This is a genomic window from Corynebacterium lipophiloflavum DSM 44291 (assembly GCF_000159635.1).
GTDB classification, from domain to species: Bacteria; Actinomycetota; Actinomycetes; order Mycobacteriales; family Mycobacteriaceae; genus Corynebacterium; species Corynebacterium lipophiloflavum.
In genome coordinates this window covers 480712-498268 of sequence record NZ_GG667191.1, presented here as the reverse complement: position 1 = coordinate 498268, position 17557 = coordinate 480712, and the positions used below count along the sequence as shown (strand labels likewise).

Sequence of the window (17557 nt, the reverse complement as noted above, 5' to 3'; positions counted from 1 at the left end):
ATGAAGTTTTCCCGTTTTGCCGCCACTGTCGCCGCATCCGCCATCGCCGCGACCAGTCTCGTCGCCTGCTCGACGGAATCCGGCTCCTCCGTCTCCGGGACGAACGCTCCGGGCGAGGGCAACGACACGGTGACCGTGAAGATCGGCACAACCGACGCCGACCAGCAGGCTTGGACCGCGTTTGAGGAAAAGGCCGAGGAAGAGGGCATCAAGCTCGACATCGTCAGGTTCTCGGAGTACCCGCCGGTCAACCCGGCGCTCGACGAGGACCAGATCGAGATCTCGAAGTTCCAGACCATCAACTACCAGGCGCAGTACAACGCCTCGGCGGGCAAGGATCTGCGCATCATCGGCTCCGGCGAAATCAACATCCTCGGGTTGTACTGGAAGGACCACGACTCCCTCGACGGCATCGAGGGCGAAGAGGTCGCCGTTCCGAACGACCCGTCGAACCAGGGCCGTGCGATCAACGTCCTCGTCCAGGCTGACCTGGTCACCCTGAAGCCCGGCGCGCCGACGCTGACCCCGACCCCGGCCGACATCGACGAGGCCGCGTCCAAGGTCTCGGTCGTCGCCATCGACGCCTCGCAGACGCCGTCGGCGTACAACGAGGGCCGCCCGGCCGTGATCAACAACAACTGGCTCTCCCGCGCCGGCATCGACCCAGCGTCTGCGGTTGCCGCCGACGACCCGAACTCCGAGCTCGCCGAGCCCTACATCAACGTGTTCACGGTCAAGGCCGACCAGGTGGACAACGAGATCTTCGAAAAGCTCGTCGAGGTCTGGCACTCCGACGAGGTCACCGAGGCACTCAACCAGGATTCCGGCGGCACTGCCGTACAGGTCAAGCGCGACAAGCAAGAGCTCAACGACATCCTCGACCGTCTCGCGGAGGAGTACAAGTAGTGGCTTCCACCGGCACCCGGGTTGAGTTCCGGGATGTTTCCAAAGTGTTCACCACGGGTAAGCGCGAGGTGGTCGCCGTCGACGGCGTCACGCTGACCGTCGAGCCCGGCGAAATCCTCGGCGTAATTGGTTACTCGGGGGCCGGTAAGTCGACGCTCGTTCGCCTCATTAACGGCCTGGACATGCCCACGGGTGGCGAGCTGCTTCTCGACGGCACCAACATCGTCGGCATGAAGGAGCGCGAGCTGCGCAGCATTCGCCGCGGCGTGGGGATGATTTTCCAGCAGTTCAACCTGTTCAATTCGCGCACCGCCGCCGGCAACGTCGAATACCCGCTGACGCTTGCCGGCATGCCACCGGCCGAGCGCAAGCGTCGAGTAGCTGAGCTGCTCGAGTTCGTCGGCCTGTCGGATCGCGGCAAGAACTACCCCGAGCAGCTCTCGGGCGGGCAGAAGCAGCGCGTCGGCATCGCCCGGGCGCTGGCCACCAACCCGTCGCTGCTGCTTGCCGACGAAGCCACCTCCGCCCTCGACCCGGAAACCACCCGCGAGGTTTTGAGCGTGCTGCGCCGGGTCAACGAAGAGCTCGGCATCACCATCGTCGTGATCACACACGAGATGGAGGTTGTGCGCGCCATCGCTGACAAGGTCGCGGTGATGGAAAACGGCAAAGTGGTGGAGTACGGCTCGGTCTACGAAGTGTTCTCCCAGCCGCGCACGCAGGTCGCGCAGCGCTTCGTGTCCACCTCGCTGCGCAACACGCCGGACGAGATCGAGGCCCGTGAGCTGCTCGCGGAGCCCGGCCGCCTGTTCACGGTCGACCTGAGCGAAAACTCCGGCTTTTTCGGCGCCGTGGAGGCCGCGCGCGCCGCAGGCGTCAGCGTCCAGCCGGTCCACGGCGGGGTGACCACCCTGCAAAACCACTCCTTCGGAAAGATGACGGTGCGGCTTAACGGCGACGACACCGCAATCAGCCAGTTTCTGGCAACGATCCAGCGCACCACCGACATCCAGGAGATTGTCCGATGAACACTTCCATCCTCGCCCAACCAGACTGGGAACGCCTCGGGCCGACCTTTCTCGAGGCCATCGGCGACACCTTGTTCATGGTGTCCATCACCATGGTCATCGGCGGTTTCTTCGGCCTGATCCTCGGCGTGTTCCTCTACACCACGCGCCCGGGCGGGATCCTGAAAAACCGCGCGGTCTACTGGTTGATCAACGTACTCGTGAACTTTTTCCGGCCGATCCCCTTCATCATCATGATCGCGATGCTCTACCCCATCACGCTGCAGGTGGTGGGCACGACGATCGGCCGCTCGGCGGCGACGTTCGTGATGTGCGTCGCGGCCACGTTTACCGTCGCGCGCATCGTGGAACAGAACTTGGTGTCCATCGACCCGGGCATGATCGAGGCGGCGCGTTCCATGGGTGCCGGCCCATGGCGCATCATCCGCACCGTGATCCTGCCCGAGGCGCTCGGCCCACTGATTTTGGGCTACACCTTCATCTTTATCGCCGTGATCGACATGTCGGCGATGGCGGGCTACATCGGCGGCGGCGGCCTCGGCGACTTCGCCATCGTCTACGGCTACCACCAGTTCGAGCCCGCCGTGACCTTCGCGGCCGTGATCGTGATCGTGATCATGGTGCAACTCGCCCAGTTCTTGGGCAGCTGGCTGTCCAAGAAAGTCATGCGCCGCTAGAGCGCGCGATCTTTTCGACGCCCCACACAACGCCCTCCTTCGGTTCATCGCCGCAGGAGGAGATAACCCCGGATACTGCGCTGCGGCGCATGGTGACATCGAAGGTTGCGTTCGTGGAGGCGTCGATTAGCTTTATGCGCGCCTCGTCCTCGCCGACCACCTCGCCCACAACCTGTAACTGGCCGTAGGTGATGCGCGTTCCCTCCGCCGCGAGCTGTGCGGCGACGCCGACCTCCGCCGCCTGCGCCGCGGGCGAGAAAATGCCGCGGCCGCGGTTGCCGGGCACGAAGTACTGCCCGCGCATCGCGTCGGCGATCATCGCCTCGGTGGCCTCGAGGTTCATCCGCCCGAAGCTGTAGCCCCACGGCATGAGCAGCAGCGTGGCGGCGAAGCGGTGGCCCTTGATGTGGGAGGTCTCCCACACCACGTCGCTGCCCCGGTTGAAGGGGTAGAGCTTGTCCAGTTCGTTGACCAGCGGGCGGCCTTTGACCGCGCAGCAGCGGTCCCGCCTGCCGTGTGTGCACACCAGAACCAGCGGGGCCAGCCGCGCCATCGCGTGGTTGCGGCCGGGCCCCGACAGGTCGAGATCCAAGATCGCCTCGGGCCCGTCGACGTGCTTGACCTCGGTCAGCCCGATGCTGGTGTGGATGATGTACAGGTGGTGGTCGTCGATACGCCTGCCCTCGCGCGTGGGGTGGCGAATGAGCTGCAGGGAGGCGCCGAACTTCTTCAGGTGCGCCTTGATCTTGGCGGACAGCTCGACCCCGAGCGTGTCGCCGTCGAGGACGTCGTGGCTCCACGGGCCCGGCCATTCGAGCAGCACGTAAACATCGCCCTGCTTTGCTGTTCCTGGCAGAGGCTCCACTTCCACATCTGAGCAGAAGATGTCGTCGGCGCGCAGACTCATGGCCCCCACCTTACTCGGTGAATTAGGCAACAGTTTTGTAACCTTTTTATCTCAGCTGTGGCCGTGATTTCGTTCTCACGCGACGAGTGGTTACGGTGACTGATATGTCTTTGGTGGCTAGACGTTTGCGTGGAGCAGGTTGTGCGGTCGTGGCCTGCGCGACCGCGTTTGCCGTGACCGCGTGCGCCGCCGTGTCCCCCGATTCCCCAACCACAGGTACCGAGATGGAGACAATGGCGGGGAAGGTCGGAGTTGCCCAGCACGGGGCGTACGCCTCGCCTGCGGCGATGGACAAGTCCCCCAAAACGCAGCGCCCCGCAGAGCCATCCCACTTCGCGGTATCGGCGATCACGATTGACAGTCACAGCGGTTTCGACCGGCTTGTGGTCGACTTCGAGGGCACCGGCGAGCCGGGGTGGTTTGTCAACTACGTATCCGCCCCGTTGCAGGAAACCGCCGGCAAACCCATCAAGGTTGCGGGCAGTTCCTACCTCAACATCAACATAGACGGCACGATCAGCCGCCCCGAGGCGGGCCTCGACGCGATGACACCGATCGACATCTCCGCCAGCTCCTCGAACGTGGTCGATGTCGTCTATGCGGGCACGTACGAGGGCCGGACCCAGATCGTCGTCGGCTTGCGCTCTACCCTGCCCTACTCAGTCCAGCTTCTCGACGACCCCACGCGCCTCGTCGTCGACATCTCCACCTCCTAGCCGTACACGGCCTCAACCCGCCAGCGCTGCCGCGACCAGACAAGCAGCCACCCGCACGGCTCGCCGCCGTTGTCGCGCGTGCCCACCACCTGCAGTCGCGCGACTTTGTTGGCCACACCTGCCCACCACCCTTCGTCCACGGGCCACGGACCTGCCCACCCGGTAACCAGGTAGCGCTTATCACCCCACCCGAGCGCGTAGGGAGCGGACGTCAGGAGCACCTCTGCGGTGACTCCCACCGGTTTCGCGGCGGCATCGATCAGCAGCACTTTGGAGGCGGGATGGTCAATGCCCCCGCCGAGGCGCGCCGGCAGCGGCGGGGGGATCGCCCCCGGCCACGGGCCCGCCCCCGGCCCGCTGGTGTTTTCGCCGTACGGCACCAGCTCGATGCGCTCGGCCACGCCACGGCCACCGACGAAGCGGGGCTGGACCACGGCGTCGATGCCCAGCTGCGACTGCACCCGCTCCACCACGCGGCGCGCCTCATCGGTGGTCGTACCGTCCGCCCACAGCTCGCCGACGACATCGGGTTGCGCAAGCTCGAGCGGCTCAAGGATCAGCGAGGTAATCTGCCCGGCGCCGCCACCGGTGAGCCAGCCGTCGAGCTGCCAGCGCACCCGGTCTGCCGTAGCAGACTCGCTTAAGGCCTCCCTGGTGCGCCACACGCGCTCAACGCGCTCGCCGTCCCCCAGCTCTGCGGTGACTTTCAGGCGCAGGCACACCTTCCCCGCCTCCTTGAGCCGCTCGTGCAGGCTCGCCGCCAGGGCGCGGGCCGCGAACGCCGCCGCGTCAACCCGCTCGATCGGGTCCTCCGGGGTAATCGCCACCGCCAGGTCCGCCACGGGCAGCTCCGGGGCGACACGCCGGTCCGGCGCCGCGCAGGCAATGCGGTGGATGTGTGTGCCACGCGCACCAAAGCGCGTAGACATCGCCGTCGCGGGCACGTTGGCGATGTCGCCCAGCGTGGCCAATCCAAGCTGGCCGAGCGCCTTGACGGTTTCCACATCAGCCGCCAGGGCCACCTCGGCGAGCAGGACGCGCAGGGGTTGCACCGCGAGGAACTGCGCCGACGTACCCGGCGGGACAACGGCGGAGGAACGCGTGGCGACGATCGCCGTGGCCAGCTCGTCCGCCACCCCGGCGAAGGCGTCGATGCCGCGGCGCGCGGCGGCGTCGATCAGCATTTCGGCCGCGATGTCCTCGCCACCGTGGAACCTCGCGGCGGCGGCGAGATCCACCACGACCAGCCCCGGGCGCACGACCTCGACGGAGGAGGCGACATCATCGAAGCCCGCGGCCAGGGTCGCGAACATCCGCCCGTCGCGGTCGGGGTTGTCCTCGACCACCGTCAGTTCCGGGACCAGCGCCTGCGCGTGGCGCAGCAGCATCCCCCGGCGCAACCCGCGGGAGCGCGCCTGGCGCGAGCACACCTTGATGCGGTGCTGCGCCGCCACCGCAACCGGCTCGGGCAACGCATCGTCCGCTTCGAGTCGCGCGGCCTGCACGGGCCAGTCCGGAAACCAGATCGCGGCCACCCGCATCTCACCTCACCGCCCTCACGCCCGCGGGCCGCGGGGCCCGGCCCAGGGTGATCACCGTGGAGGCGGTGCGGCGCCCGGCGGCTTCGACACGCATGTCCATGCCCACAATGCGCCCGGCACCCCGGCCGATGCCGTGGAATCCGGCAACGCTGCCGGTGATGCTCAGCGCCGGCGACGGGACCCGGGCGTTGACCGTGAGCAGCGCGGCTTTACCCTTGCGCACGCGCGCCAGCAGCGGCCTCGCGCGCACCGGGCTCAAGTTCACCGGCTGGGGCGTGTGCAGCACCACCACGTCGAGGCCCTCGACCAGCACCCCGGCGACCGCCAGCGGGTCGATGCCCGGCTCGGGCACCGCGATGACCCGCTCTAAGGCGGCGACGCCGGCGTAGGAGAGCTCGGGCCAGCCCACCACGGCCGCGAACCCGCCCTCGGCGGTGACGCGGTCGATGATCTCCACCACCAGCGCGGGCGTGTCACTGACGTGGGTCACAGCCCGGCGCGGCAGGCCACCATCAGGCAAAACGCGGTGGAATTGGTCCCCGACGCCGAGCACATCCACATCCGGCAAGACGCGCTGCGGCGCGTGCGCCCCCATATCGGCCATGCGCGAGCGCAGCTCGGCGATGCGCTCGGCCCGGGTGGGCTCAGGCGCCTGCGGCTCGGCAGCTAGTCGAATAGGTGTTCCACTCACGCCACTAAGTATGCACCGGCGCCACGACACCGGCAACAACCGAGGTCGAACGTATTTTCTACATTTTGCGGGCGCTAATCCAACGCACGATCCGCCGCCCAGCGCGTCAGCTGGTGCCGGTTCGACGTCTGCGTCTTGCGCAAAATGTTCGACGCGTGCGTCTCCACCGTCTTTACTGAAATGAACAACTGCGCGCCGATCTCCTTGTAGGTGTAGCCGCGCGCGAGCAAGCGGAGAACTTCCAGCTCGCGCCTGGTAAGGGCGTCGACAAGCGGGCCCTCGACCTTGACCGGCTCTCCCTCCGGGTCCTCGACCACCCCGCCCGAAGCGAAAGCGTCGAGCACGAAACCGGCGAGCCGTGGAGAAAAGTAGGCGTCACCGCCGTGGACGCGCTCAATGGCCTCGGCGAGCTCGTCGCCCGCGATGTTTTTGGTCACGTACCCGCGGGCCCCGGCGCGGATCAGGGCGATGACGTCCTCGGCGGCGTCCGAGACGGACAGTGCCAAAAACTTTGTCGACGCGGCCACGCCCTTGATCACGGCGAGCCCACCGCCGTCAGGCATGTGGACGTCGAGAAGCACGACGTCCGGCTCATGCGCGTTAATGCCGCGGACCGCCTCCGCGACCGTGCCCGCCTCCCCTGCGATGTCGAACCTGGAGGCGAGCTCGGCGCGTACGCCGGCGCGGAAGACGGAGTGGTCATCAACCAGGAAGACTTTCATAGCCCCAATCTACCGGGCAGCGTAGCATGGGGCCCGTTCGAAACAACGCCGTTTCGATACCGCATCTCTTTGATCGAGAATAAGCATATGCCCTCTACCGATATCCTTTGGCAACCGATCACCGCCGGCGCGCTGACGCTGCGCAATAGGGTGATGCAGGCCCCGATGGGCCGCCTGCGCGCGGACACTGACGGCACGCCGACCCCGCGCATGGTGCGCTACTTCCGCGACCGCGCCTCCGTCGGGCTGATTGTCACCGACGGCACCTCCCCCTCGCAGGCAGGCCGAGTCCAATTCACCCAGCCCGGGCTTTACGACGACGCACACATCCCGGCTTGGCGCGACATCACCGACGCCGTCCACGACGCCGGCGGGACCATCGTGGTCCAGCTCATGCACGCCGGCTGGAACACCCACTCGAAGGTGACCGGTCTGCCCGTCGAGGCACCGAGTGCCGTCGCCCACGAGGGCCACAGCCACGACGCGGAGGGAAACCACCTGCCTTACGAGACACCGGAGCCGGCCACCTCCGAGCAGCTGGACAAGGCCCGGGACGAGTTCGTCGCCGCGGCCCGCCGCGCTATCGCTGCAGGCTTCGACGGCGTGGAGCTCCACGCCGCGAACGGTTACTTCCTGCACACCTTCTTGGGCAAGAACTCCAACGTCCGCGACGACGAATACGGCGGCACCCCTGCCAAGCGCGCCGCGTACCCCATCTCGGTTGCCCAAGCCGTCGCCGCGGAGATCGGCGCGGACCGGCTCGGCATCCGCATCTGCCCGGGCGTGAGCATCCAGGGCGTCGACGAGTCCGACCAGGAGCACACGCTGGCAACCTACGCCGTGCTTGTCGACGCCCTGTCCGACACCGGCCTCGCCTACATCTCGCTTGAGCAGCCCGACCTGGCCGGCCCGTGCGCGCAGCTTGTGCGCGACCGTTTTGCCGGCACCATCTTCGGCAACACGACCATCTTGGAAAAGCGCACCAGCTCGCGCGAGGAGGCCGTGGCGATGGTGGAAAACGGCTGGGCGGACGGGCCCGCGGTGGCGCGCCCGCTTCTGGCCAACCCGGACCTGATCGAGCGCTGGAAGACCGGCGCCGCGGAGAACACCCCGGATGATTCCACGTTCTACACCGGCGGCGACACCGGCTACAACGACTACCCCACGCTTTCGGGGCTAGACGCCTAAGGTCAGCTCAACCTCGGTGCCCTCGCCTGCCGACGACCGGACCACCGCGCGTCCCCCGGCGCGCTCCATGCGTCCCACGATGGAGTCGCGCACCCCGTGGCGGTGCTCCGGCACGGCGTCGACATTGAAGCCCGAGCCCCGGTCGCGCACGAACACGCTGAGCTCGCCGGCGAGGTTTTCCACGTAGACGTCGAGCGTGCCCACGCCAGCGTGCTTGGCGGAGTTGGCCATGGCCTCGCGCGCGGCGAGCACGATCGGCTCGGTCGCCTCGCTAAAGGCCACGTCCTCGCCGACGGTGACCGGGCGGATCGCCACCGAGTGGAGGTCCTCGACCTCACCTGCCGCTTTGCGCAGGGCGGCAAACACCGTGGCGGTCGATTGCTTGCTGCGCGTGTCCTCAGCGTCGAAAAGCCATGTGCGCAGCTCGCGCTCCTGGCCGCGCGCGAGCCTGGCGACCTCCTCGGGGTCGCTGGCCCGCTTTTGAATCAGCGCCAGCGTCTGCAACACCGAATCGTGAAGGCGCGAGGCGATTTCCGCGCGTTGGTCCGCCACGGCCTTGGCTTGGCGCTCCTCCACAAGTGAAGACGCCAGGCGCACGATGAGCGGGACGACGAGCAGCAGCACGCCGAACATGCTGGCCACGACCGCGACCACGATGTTGGCCGTGCCCGCGGTCTCGCCCGACAGCGCGATCGCCAGCACCCCGCCCATCACCAGCACGATGCCCAACGCCAGCGCCACGACATTGCTTGCCGACGACATCCCCCGGTCGTACGCCTGCCACGCCACCACCGCACCAACGGCGACGACGCCCAAGATGAAGGAAAACGCGCCACCGGCGCCGCTGACCACCGTGATCGACACGGCCGCCCCCGCCAAACCGACCGCCGCCATCAGCACGTACGACACCCGCGGCCAATCGCCGGTCGCATTGGCGTCAGGGGGTGTCTTCGTGGCTTCTAGCGGGGTAAACACCCACAGCAGCGCGTACAGGATCAGCCCCAAACCGCTGGCGAAGCACGACAGGGCCAACGCGATGCGCACCCACTGCACCCGCACCCCAAGGTGCGTGGCCAGCCCCGCCGCCGCTCCCGCAACGACGCGGCCGGAGCGGCGCCGCTCGAAACGCGGGTACAGCCGCCCCGGGGCAGGGGTATACGCGGTGGTAGAAGTCATGACCCCGATTGTTGCACTTAAACTTCTCAGGCAAATCAGGGATAACCCTGAACCGCGAAATCAGGGCGCTTCCCGATAGCGCTTCGAGGCCCTCACGCGCGATCCTTAAGTCATGGACACCAACACCAGCATCGAGACAACGATCAAAGACATGTGGTACACCCGCCCCGTACGCATTCCCAAAAGCCAGGGCGGCAACGCCCTGGTCGCCGGTGTGTGCGAGGGCATCGGAGCCCGCTACCAAATCGACCCCATCATCGTCCGCCTCGCCTTCGTCGGCCTGACCCTGACCTTCGGCGGCGGCATCTTCGTCTACCTCCTGCTGTGGATGAACATGCCCCGCTACGGCATGACCACCTCGCCATGGCGCGCCATCAACACCCCTAAAGTCCAGCTCAGCGCGCTGGAAAAGAAGGACCGCGACACCGGCTGGGCACTGCTTGTCGGCCTGATCATCTTCCTGCCCTCCATCACGATCGGCACGGGCGGCCTCGCCACCGCGTCCGTGATCACCCTCCTTATCGCCACCGGGGCGTTTTACCTGCTGCACCGCGCGCATCCCGCACCGCCGGCGGGGCTAAGCGTCTCCACCAGCGCCACCACCGCTGGGCCGCAGGTTGACACCTCCCACCTCACAACCCCCGCCGGCTACCCGCACCCCACCGTGGGTCGCACCACCCCGCCGCAGTGGGATCCCCTCGGCGTTGCCCCCGAGCTCTGGCACCTGCCGGAACCGCCAACGGAGCCCGTCGTCACGCAAGCGCCCAAGCGTAACCGGTGGGTGGGGTGGCTCGTCGGCCTAGGCATCGCGTTGTTCACGGCGATTGTCCTGGTCAGCACAGCCGGCGGATACATCATCTACAAATCCGAGGTGCCGGTGGACACCACTATCACCGCAACCGACGACCTCGCGTCCTCCTACAGCTCGGGCATCGGCGATGCGACGCTCGACCTGTCTGGCCTGAAGCCGCTTGACGACGACCGCGAAGTCGACGTCCAGCACGGAGTGGGCACCCTCACGATCATCCCTCCTCGGGACACCCGCGTGGAGTTCGCGTGCGGGGAAGGTATCGGAACCCACAACTGCCCAGACACACTCAACGAGGACGCCGACGGCGGTGTGCTGCAGCTCAACGTCACCGTTGGTATCGGTGACATTGAGGTTCGCGCGGCGTAGGGGCTACTCCCACTCGATGGTCCCCGGCGGCTTCGACGTGATGTCCACAACCACGCGGTTGACCTCAGAGACCTCGTTGGTAATGCGAGTGGAGATGGTCTCGAGCACCTCATACGGCACGCGCACCCAATCCGCCGTCATCGCGTCTTCCGAGGCGACCGGGCGCAAAACGATCGGGTGGCCGTAGGTGCGTCCGTCGCCCTGGACACCGACGGAGCGGACGTCGGCAAGCAGCACCACCGGGCACTGCCAGATCTGGCTGTCCAGGCCCGCGCGGGTGAGCTCCTCGCGCGCGATCGCGTCGGCTTGGCGCAGAGTCTCGAGGCGCTGCTCGGTGACCTCGCCGATGATCCTGATGCCGAGGCCCGGGCCCGGGAAGGGCTGGCGGTTGACGATCACCTCGGGCAGGCCCAGCTCGCGGCCGACGGCGCGGACCTCGTCCTTGAACAGCAACCGCAGCGGTTCGACGAGCTTGAACTCGACGTCGTCCGGCAACCCGCCGACGTTGTGGTGGCTCTTGATGTTCGCGGTGCCCGTTCCCCCGCCGGATTCAACAACGTCCGGGTACAGCGTGCCCTGGACCAGGTAATCCACGGTGTGGTCCGACAGCACTGAACTCACGGCACGCTCGAAGGAGCGGATGAACTCCGCGCCAATGACCTTGCGCTTCGCCTCCGGCTCTGTCACACCGGCGAGCTTGTCCAAGAACGCCTCTCGCTCGTCGACGGTGACCAGCTTCGCGCCGGTGGCGGCAACGAAGTCCTGCTCCACCTGTTCGCGCTCGCCCTGGCGCAGCAGGCCGTGGTCGACGAAGACACAGGTCAGGCGATCGCCGATGGCGCGCTGAACGAGGGCCGCCGCCACGGCCGAATCAACGCCACCGGACAGTCCGCAGATCGCGTGCCCGTCGCCGACCTGCTGTTTGACCTGCTCGATGAGCTGCTCGGCAATGTTGGACGCGGTCCACGACTGCTCCAACCCCGCGATGTCGGTCAAAAAGCGCGTCAACACCTGCTGCCCGTGCGGTGAGTGCATGACCTCCGGATGGTACTGAACACCCGCAAATCGCTTCTCGATGTTCTCAAACGCCGCCACGGGAGCACCCGCCGTCGACGCGGACACCACGAACCCCTCCGGGGCCTGGGTAACGGAGTCACCGTGGCTCATCCACACCGGGTGCTCGGTGGGAAGACCACCGTGGAGCACGCCGTCGGTGCTCAGCATCGTCGTCCGCCCGTACTCGCGGGCGCCGGTCTTTTCTACCTTGCCGCCGAGCGCCTGGGTCATCATCTGGAAGCCGTAGCAGATGCCGAAGATGGGCAACCCCAGCTCGAAGATCTCCGGGTCCAGCTGCGGCGCACCTTCCTCGTAGACGGAAGATGGGCCACCGGAAAGCACGAGTGCCGCGGGGTTTTTCTCTCGCACCTCAGCGGCTGTCACCGTGGAGGGGACGACTTCCGAGTACACACGGGCTTCACGCACGCGGCGAGCGATGAGCTGCGCGTACTGGGCACCGAAATCGACAACAAGGACGGGGCGCTGCTGGGCTGTAGTCACAACTGCAGATACTAGCCGACCCCCCGCGCGCGGAAATACTCCGGCAGCGCTAGCGCGAGACGGTCAGCCCGACCTTCTGGAACGATTTGATGTCGGTGTACCCGCACTTGGCCATGATGCGGCGCAATCCACCGACCAGGTTGGTCGCACCGTGGGCTTCGGCGGCCGGGCCATTGAGCACCTGCTCGAGCGGGATGCGCTCGCCGAAAAGGTCGTACGGCTCGACCGAGCCGCGCGGGTAACGCGGGTGCGCGGCGGCCGATTCCCAGTAATAGCCCTGGCCCCCTGCTTCCGTCGCCTGCGCGAGTGGAAGGCCGAGCATGACGGCGTCAGCGCCGCAGGCGATCGCTGCGGCGATGTCGCCGCTGTTTTGGATCTCCCCGTCGGCGATGACGTGCACGTAGCGTCCGCCTGTCTCGTCGAGGTACTCCCGCCGTGCCGCCGCGACATCGGCGATGGCGGTGGCCATGGGCACGCCCACACCGACCGAGGGGTAGCTCGACACCGCGCCGGAGCCGACGATGATGCCCGCCGCGCCAGCGCGCATCAAGTGCGTGGCGGTTGTGTAGTCGTACACTGCGCCCGCGATGACGGGCACCTCGAGGCTACCGATGAACTCTTTCAGGTCCAGCGGCTCGCCGCCCCGCTTGACGTACTCCGCGGAGATCACCGTGCCCTGGATAAAGAGAATCTCGGCCCCGGCTTTGATCACCACCGGCGCGAGCTCGCGGGCGTTTTGCGGCGAGACTCGCACGGCAACGGTCACCCCCGCGTCGCGTACCTGGGCGATGCGCTCGGTAAGCAGGTCGTGGTCCAGTGGTGCGGCGTGCAACGCCTGCAGCGAAGCCGTGCTGTCGCGGCCCACGCGGCGAAACTCCGAGACGGAAAGATTCTGGTTCACCGCATCTCGATCCATACCCGCTTCCACCACGCGGGAGACGGCGTCCTCGAACGAAGCGTGGCGCGCCAGGATCCCCTCTGCGTTGAGCACGCCCAGCCCGCCGCGCTTGCCCATCTCGATGACGAAATCGGGGCTCGCCAGCGCATCCGTGGGGTGGGAGACAAGCGGCACGTCGAAGGTGTAGGCGTCGATGTGCCAGCTCGTGTCCACGTCCGAGGAGGACCTCGTGCGGCGCGAGGGCACCAAAGAGATGTCGCCTAGTCGGTATGCCTTGCGGGCCTCGCGCCCGATTCCGATCTCCACGTAGTCGCGCATGTGCGCTCGCTTTCTCCTGTTGTGTCAGGGTCGGTCGTCGATAAGCGGATGCTTAGCCGCGGTAGTTCGGGGCCTCGACGGTCTGCGTGATGTCGTGCGGGTGGGACTCGCGCAGGCCGGCAGTGGTGATCTGCACAAACTGTTTGGTCTGCAACTCCTCGACCGACGACGAACCGGTGTAGCCCATCGCCGCACGCAGGCCGCCGACGATCTGGTGCGTAATCGAGTCGAGCTCGCCGCGGTAAGGCACGCGCCCCTCGATGCCTTCCGGCACGAGCTTATCCTCGCTGGCCACGTCCGCCTGGAAGTAGCGGTCCTTGGAGAAGGAACGCTTCTCCCCCGACAGCCCGCGGCCCTGCATCGCACCCATCGAACCCATGCCGCGGTAGCGCTTGTACTGCTTGCCGCCGACGACAATGATGTCGCCCGGGGCCTCCTTCGTGCCCGCGAGCATCGAGCCCAGCATCACCGTGGACGCACCCGCCGCCAGCGCCTTGGCGACGTCGCCGGAATGCTGCATGCCGCCATCGGCGATCACCGGCACCCCGGCCTTGAGCGCCGGCACCGATGCCTCGAGAATCGCCGTGATCTGCGGGGCACCCACGCCCGCGACGACGCGGGTGGTGCAAATCGAGCCCGGGCCGATACCGACCTTGATGGCGTCGGCCCCGGCATCGATCATGGCCTGTGCCGCGCTGCGGGTGGCGAGGTTGCCGCCGATCACATCCACGCGGTCGCCGAAGTCCTTCTTCACACGCGCGACCATCTCGAGCACCCGATTGTTGTGCGCGTGCGCGGAGTCGACGACGAGCGCGTCGACTCCCGCCTCGACGAGGCGGCCCGCGCGGTCGTAGGAATCCTCGCCGGTGCCGATTCCGGCCGCCACCAAAAGCCGGCCCTGGCTGTCCTTGGATGCGTTGGGGTACTGCTCAGACTTCACGAAATCCTTCACGGTGATTAGGCCGGTCAGCACCCCTGCCTCGTCAACGATCGGCAGCTTTTCCACCTTGTTGGCCGACAGAAGCGCCAGCGCCTCCTCCTTGGACACGCCGTCGCGCGCCACGACGAGCGGCATCGCCGTCATGACCTCTGACACCGAGCGGTCGAAGTCGGCCTCGAAGCGCATGTCGCGGTTGGTGATGATGCCCACGAGTGTGCCCGAGTCGTCGACGACGGGCAGGCCGGAAATACGGAACCGGGCGCACAGCGCGTCGACGTCGTGCAGCGTCATCTCGGGGGAGGCGGTGACGGGATCGGAAATCATCCCGGACTCGGAGCGCTTCACGATGTCGACGTGCTCGGCCTGGTCCTGCGCGCTCAGGTTGCGGTGCAGCACGCCGATGCCACCCTGCCGTGCCATTGCAATCGCCATCCGCGACTCGGTCACGGTGTCCATCGCGGCCGACGCGATCGGAATGCCGAGCCGGATGTTGCGCGTGAACTGCGTTGCCGTCGACACCTCGGAGGGAACAATGTGGGATTCGGCCGGAAGCAGCAACACGTCGTCGAAGGTCAGGCCTCGCAGCGCCACCTTGTTCGGGTCGTCTCCGCCAGTGAGTACTCGCTCGGTTGCCATAAACCGCATCTCCCTCTATGAATTAAGCCGATAATCGTCCCGGTTGCTTACGTCATGATATATCGCGACGCCCAAAGGAACACACGCGCAGCTTAGCGACGCCGGAATTGCCCCGTGTCGGGCCAGCCAATTAGGGTTAGGCAGTGTGAACTACGACGATATGATGCCCCTCGACCCGTTCAAGGATGACCCGAACGATCCGGCATCCTTCATCGAGGACGACGAGGTCGTCGAACCACTCACCGACGACGAGCGCATCCACGTCATCCGCGACCTCGCCCAGGTCCGCGAGTTCAAGGATGTCCTGCGCCCGCGCGGTATCTTGGGCATCTATTTCCTGTGCGAGGATTGCGAGGAGATGCACTACTACGACTGGGAAATCATGGAGCAGAACATGCTCGCCACGCTCAGCGGCGAGCTGCCCCCGGTCCACGAGCCGAGCGCGCAGCCCAACGTCGAATCGTACGTTCCCTGGGACTACGCCCTGGGCTATCTCGACGGCCTCGACGCGCGTTAAGGCAGCGCTGCCTCGGCCGTCGTCGAAGACAACTCGGGCGCCGTCGGCTCACTTGCAGGCGTCGTTGCCGTGACCAGTGGCGCGGGCTCGGTGACGGTCTTCGTCACCGTTACCGTCTGGGTGACGGTCGCAGCCGGTTCGGTAGCGGGCGGAACGCTTTCGGGCGGCTGGGCCGGGGCAGGCACCTCAGGATGCACCGTCTCGGTCACCGTGACCTGGACACTGCTTCCCGGAACCGCCTGTGCTGGCGCACGCTCGGCCGGGTCCACGCGGGTCCCCAGGGCGCCGACCAGCGCGCGTGCCTGGTTGAGCAGGTTGCGCGTGCTCTCGGCGTCGCCTTTCTCGCTGGCGACCTCGAGCTCATCGAGCGTGCTCGCCAGTTCAACGACGGAGGTGCGATCACCGAAAACGGCGGTCGACGCGCCCCACAGCGGCGAACCGGGTGTCGCGTTGTACAGTGCTGCGCCGGAGCCAGCCACGATGGCGGTCGCCGCGGCTGCGCCGATCAGACCCGCCACCAGCGGGTGCGGACGCCTCCGGTGGCCAGAGCCCTGGACAGCGGGAGCCGCGGGCATCTGCCGGTACGCGTCTTCGCGCAGCTCAAGCAGCAACGCGGCGAGCGGGTCGCGGCCACCGGACGGGTCTTCGCCGTGGGAGAGCGCGGTGAGGAACGCGTCGTCGTCGACAAGCGGCTGCAGGTGCGACGTGCTATCGTGCCCATTGCCGTCAGAGTCACGCATCATGGCTCCCTCCTTCTTGGATAGCTTTTCTCAGGGTGGCCAGGGCGCGGTGCTGCGCCACTCGTACAGCGCCTGCCGTTCCGCCGACTGCCTCTGCCGTTTCCTCAGCAGACAGCCCGACGAATACGCGCAGGATGATGATGTCTCTAGCCTTGTCACTCAGTAAATCGAGAAGTTCGCGCACTCTGTTACTGCCGTCGCTGACCAACATGAACTCCTCCGGGGTCTCGCCGGAAATCTCCTCGTCCGGAACCTGTTCCGTCGGGGTGAGCTTGTCTCGCGCCAAGCTGCGGTGCGCGTCGGCCACCTTGTTGAATGCGATCCCGTAGACGAACGCCATGAATGGCTTGCCGCGATCGACGTACTTCTCAATCGAGGTCGCTACCGCGAGGCAAATTTCCTGCGCCACGTCCTCGGGTGTGGGCATGCGGCCACCGCCCAGGCGGGCGCGGGCGTAGCGCAGCACGAGGGGGTGGATGATCCGCACCACATCTTGCAGGGCGCGGCGGTCGCCTGCTGCAGCCAGCGGAACCAAATCCGCGAGCTGGCTGTCTACCTCCGTCGCGGCCACTGCACTCCCTTCCGCACCCGTTCACAGTTGGCGCACATCTTACGCTGTAGTACCCAGCTCGACCCAACTGTGATGGGAAATCGCCCCTAACGGGGACCATCGTCAAGAATTCACCGAGCTTTAACCTTCACCAAACTCCCAGCTTGCTGCCAATATTTTCGCGGGCTTTTCCGCCTTTCAAGCTCAGCGTAACCCACGCGAAACTCTTAGTTAACCATGACGTACTTAACTTCTTCCGTGGTGCACACACCGTAGCTACACAACAGCTAAACAACGGAACACGCTGTGCGAATGCCCGTTCACTCAGCGCCGCGGATAAAGGAGCCTTACGTACATGTCTCAGCCTCAGCAGCTTCCCGGACCGAACGCAGACTTTTGGGATTGGCAGCTCCACGGCGCCTGCCGCGGCGAGGCATCAGAGGTGTTCTACCATCCGGACGGTGAGCGGGGACGCGCCCGCACGCAGCGCGAGAACCGCGCCAAGGCCATCTGCTACAACTGCCCGGTCCTGTCGCAGTGCCGCGACCACGCGCTGCAGGTTGCTGAGCCCTACGGTATCTGGGGCGGCATGAGCGAGTCGGAGCGCCAGGCCATCCTGCGCGGCGGCTCTTCGCGCGGCGGGCTGAAGGTCGCCGCGGTCTCCGCGAAATA

At 66.7% G+C, this 17557-nt stretch carries 18 protein-coding genes; 8 read left to right on the top strand and 10 right to left on the bottom strand.

What is annotated here, in order from left to right; translation table 11 throughout:
- The 3 genes from HMPREF0298_RS02535 to HMPREF0298_RS02525 are packed head-to-tail and all read left to right on the top strand — an operon-like array spanning position 1 to position 2611.
- Positions 1–906 (top strand): MetQ/NlpA family ABC transporter substrate-binding protein, encoded by a 906-nt coding sequence (locus HMPREF0298_RS02535; RefSeq protein ID WP_006839524.1) that lies wholly within the window; start codon positions 1–3, stop codon positions 904–906.
- Positions 906–1934: a methionine ABC transporter ATP-binding protein gene (locus HMPREF0298_RS02530; RefSeq protein WP_006839523.1), complete on the top strand. Its 1029-nt coding sequence runs from the start codon at positions 906–908 to the stop codon at positions 1932–1934. The genes HMPREF0298_RS02535 and HMPREF0298_RS02530 overlap by 1 nt, the downstream gene beginning before the upstream one ends.
- Positions 1931–2611, top strand: a complete 681-nt coding sequence (locus HMPREF0298_RS02525) for a methionine ABC transporter permease (protein WP_006839522.1) — start codon at positions 1931–1933, stop codon at positions 2609–2611. The genes HMPREF0298_RS02530 and HMPREF0298_RS02525 overlap by 4 nt, the downstream gene beginning before the upstream one ends.
- On the opposite strand, the gene HMPREF0298_RS02520 is transcribed toward HMPREF0298_RS02525, so the two are convergent.
- Complete coding sequence (locus HMPREF0298_RS02520; RefSeq protein WP_006839521.1) at positions 2598–3518, bottom strand: ferredoxin family protein; 921 nt, start codon at positions 3516–3518, stop codon at positions 2598–2600. The two genes, HMPREF0298_RS02525 and HMPREF0298_RS02520, sit on opposite strands and share 14 nt — an antisense overlap.
- 233 nt (positions 3519–3751) lie before the next feature.
- On the opposite strand from HMPREF0298_RS02520, the gene HMPREF0298_RS02515 reads away from it, so the two are divergent.
- Entirely contained in the window at positions 3752–4234 is a 483-nt protein-coding gene (locus HMPREF0298_RS02515; protein ID WP_169304950.1) for an AMIN-like domain-containing (lipo)protein, read from the top strand.
- Here HMPREF0298_RS02515 and HMPREF0298_RS02510 read toward each other — a convergent pair.
- The 3 genes from HMPREF0298_RS02510 to HMPREF0298_RS02500 form a co-directional block, all read right to left on the bottom strand.
- The gene (locus HMPREF0298_RS02510) at positions 4231–5775 is read right to left on the bottom strand and encodes a Y-family DNA polymerase (protein WP_006839519.1); all 1545 of its coding nucleotides are present in this window, start codon (positions 5773–5775) and stop codon (positions 4231–4233) included. The genes HMPREF0298_RS02515 and HMPREF0298_RS02510 overlap by 4 nt on opposite strands.
- Before the next feature lies 1 nt (position 5776).
- A complete protein-coding gene (locus HMPREF0298_RS02505) occupies positions 5777–6466 on the bottom strand; it encodes a hypothetical protein (RefSeq protein ID WP_245527429.1) in 690 nt (229 codons plus the stop codon).
- Between the two features lie 74 nt (positions 6467–6540).
- Positions 6541–7188 (bottom strand): LuxR C-terminal-related transcriptional regulator, encoded by a 648-nt coding sequence (locus tag HMPREF0298_RS02500; RefSeq protein WP_006839517.1) that lies wholly within the window; start codon positions 7186–7188, stop codon positions 6541–6543.
- A gap of 87 nt (positions 7189–7275) precedes the next feature.
- Here HMPREF0298_RS02500 and HMPREF0298_RS02495 point away from each other — a divergent pair, with 87 nt between their 5' ends.
- On the top strand, positions 7276–8376 hold the full coding sequence (locus tag HMPREF0298_RS02495) for an oxidoreductase (protein ID WP_006839516.1): 1101 nt from the start codon (positions 7276–7278) through the stop codon (positions 8374–8376).
- Here the strand turns inward: HMPREF0298_RS02495 and HMPREF0298_RS02490 are convergent.
- Positions 8365–9552, bottom strand: coding sequence for an ATP-binding protein (locus HMPREF0298_RS02490; protein ID WP_006839515.1), 1188 nt, complete (start codon positions 9550–9552; stop codon positions 8365–8367). The two genes, HMPREF0298_RS02495 and HMPREF0298_RS02490, sit on opposite strands and share 12 nt — an antisense overlap.
- Before the next feature lie 112 nt (positions 9553–9664).
- Between HMPREF0298_RS02490 and HMPREF0298_RS02485 the strand changes: the two genes are divergently transcribed.
- Positions 9665–10729 (top strand): PspC domain-containing protein, encoded by a 1065-nt coding sequence (locus HMPREF0298_RS02485; RefSeq protein ID WP_006839514.1) that lies wholly within the window; start codon positions 9665–9667, stop codon positions 10727–10729.
- Positions 10730–10732: 3 nt separating this feature from the next.
- Here the strand turns inward: HMPREF0298_RS02485 and guaA are convergent, their stop codons facing one another.
- The 3 genes from guaA to guaB are packed head-to-tail and all read right to left on the bottom strand — an operon-like array spanning position 10733 to position 15078.
- Complete coding sequence (guaA, locus tag HMPREF0298_RS02480; protein ID WP_006839513.1) at positions 10733–12286, bottom strand: glutamine-hydrolyzing GMP synthase; 1554 nt, start codon at positions 12284–12286, stop codon at positions 10733–10735.
- 49 nt (positions 12287–12335) lie between these two features.
- Entirely contained in the window at positions 12336–13502 is a 1167-nt protein-coding gene (locus HMPREF0298_RS02475) for a GuaB3 family IMP dehydrogenase-related protein (RefSeq protein ID WP_006839512.1), read from the bottom strand.
- A 52-nt stretch (positions 13503–13554) separates the two neighbouring features.
- The gene (guaB, locus tag HMPREF0298_RS02470) at positions 13555–15078 is read right to left on the bottom strand and encodes an IMP dehydrogenase (RefSeq protein ID WP_040422192.1); all 1524 of its coding nucleotides are present in this window, start codon (positions 15076–15078) and stop codon (positions 13555–13557) included.
- A 160-nt stretch (positions 15079–15238) separates the two neighbouring features.
- On the opposite strand from guaB, the gene HMPREF0298_RS02465 reads away from it, so the two are divergent.
- Positions 15239–15595 carry a DUF5319 domain-containing protein gene (locus HMPREF0298_RS02465; RefSeq protein ID WP_083789498.1) on the top strand — a complete coding sequence of 119 codons (357 nt, stop codon included), beginning with the start codon at positions 15239–15241 and terminating at the stop codon, positions 15593–15595.
- Here HMPREF0298_RS02465 and HMPREF0298_RS02460 read toward each other — a convergent pair.
- On the bottom strand, positions 15592–16338 hold the full coding sequence (locus tag HMPREF0298_RS02460; protein WP_006839509.1) for a hypothetical protein: 747 nt from the start codon (positions 16336–16338) through the stop codon (positions 15592–15594). The two genes, HMPREF0298_RS02465 and HMPREF0298_RS02460, sit on opposite strands and share 4 nt — an antisense overlap.
- Positions 16328–16906 carry a sigma-70 family RNA polymerase sigma factor gene (locus HMPREF0298_RS02455; RefSeq protein WP_006839508.1) on the bottom strand — a complete coding sequence of 193 codons (579 nt, stop codon included), beginning with the start codon at positions 16904–16906 and terminating at the stop codon, positions 16328–16330. Before HMPREF0298_RS02455 ends, HMPREF0298_RS02460 begins: the two co-directional genes overlap by 11 nt.
- Positions 16907–17240: 334 nt before the next feature.
- Between HMPREF0298_RS02455 and HMPREF0298_RS02450 the strand changes: the two genes are divergently transcribed.
- The coding region (locus tag HMPREF0298_RS02450; RefSeq protein WP_006839507.1) for a WhiB family transcriptional regulator at positions 17241–17557 on the top strand (317 nt) is incomplete at its 3' end.

Excerpts from the sequence above, each read along its gene's own strand:
- HMPREF0298_RS02495 (WP_006839516.1), top strand. The coding sequence starts at position 7,276 with ATGCCCTCTACCGATATCCTTTGGCAACCGATCACCGCCGGCGCGCTG.
- HMPREF0298_RS02465 (WP_083789498.1), top strand. The coding sequence starts at position 15,239 with ATGATGCCCCTCGACCCGTTCAAGGATGACCCGAACGATCCGGCATCC.
- guaB (WP_040422192.1), bottom strand. The coding sequence starts at position 15,078 with ATGGCAACCGAGCGAGTACTCACTGGCGGAGACGACCCGAACAAGGTG.
- HMPREF0298_RS02535 (WP_006839524.1), top strand. The coding sequence starts at position 1 with ATGAAGTTTTCCCGTTTTGCCGCCACTGTCGCCGCATCCGCCATCGCC.
- HMPREF0298_RS02520 (WP_006839521.1), bottom strand. The coding sequence starts at position 3,518 with ATGAGTCTGCGCGCCGACGACATCTTCTGCTCAGATGTGGAAGTGGAG.
- HMPREF0298_RS02475 (WP_006839512.1), bottom strand. The coding sequence starts at position 13,502 with ATGCGCGACTACGTGGAGATCGGAATCGGGCGCGAGGCCCGCAAGGCA.
- HMPREF0298_RS02460 (WP_006839509.1), bottom strand. The coding sequence starts at position 16,338 with ATGATGCGTGACTCTGACGGCAATGGGCACGATAGCACGTCGCACCTG.
- HMPREF0298_RS02500 (WP_006839517.1), bottom strand. The coding sequence starts at position 7,188 with ATGAAAGTCTTCCTGGTTGATGACCACTCCGTCTTCCGCGCCGGCGTA.
- HMPREF0298_RS02490 (WP_006839515.1), bottom strand. The coding sequence starts at position 9,552 with ATGACTTCTACCACCGCGTATACCCCTGCCCCGGGGCGGCTGTACCCG.
- HMPREF0298_RS02485 (WP_006839514.1), top strand. The coding sequence starts at position 9,665 with ATGGACACCAACACCAGCATCGAGACAACGATCAAAGACATGTGGTAC.
- HMPREF0298_RS02515 (WP_169304950.1), top strand. The coding sequence starts at position 3,752 with ATGGCGGGGAAGGTCGGAGTTGCCCAGCACGGGGCGTACGCCTCGCCT.
- HMPREF0298_RS02510 (WP_006839519.1), bottom strand. The coding sequence starts at position 5,775 with ATGCGGGTGGCCGCGATCTGGTTTCCGGACTGGCCCGTGCAGGCCGCG.
- HMPREF0298_RS02525 (WP_006839522.1), top strand. The coding sequence starts at position 1,931 with ATGAACACTTCCATCCTCGCCCAACCAGACTGGGAACGCCTCGGGCCG.